At 23.2% G+C, this 241-nt stretch carries 1 pseudogene; it reads right to left on the bottom strand.

What is annotated here, in order from left to right:
• Positions 1-241: pseudogene (locus VJI77_RS07715) on the bottom strand (DNA recombination protein RmuC); the annotation flags it as partial.

Here is a 241-nt window from a genome sequence, read left to right as displayed (position 1 = left end):
CATTATTAGATAAAAATTCCATCTTTTTTTGTGATTCATCAAGACTTAATAAAATTTGCATAAAATTACTAAATGTCTTTTTAGTATCTTCAAAACTTTTTTCAAGCTTAACTTCAACACTTTCATTTATCTTATAAAGTCTACCTTCTACAACAACAGTAAGATTTAAGAAGTCCTTTTTCAACTCAGATTTTAATTTATCATTGAAATTAAAAATTGAATCAATATTTTCTTTACCTGC

The organism is Parvimonas sp. D2 (assembly GCF_035282635.1).
In the GTDB taxonomy this organism is placed as follows: Bacteria; Bacillota; Clostridia; order Tissierellales; family Peptoniphilaceae; genus Parvimonas.
Note: the sequence above shows the minus strand (reverse complement) of the source record. Positions and strands in the feature narration are given on the sequence as shown.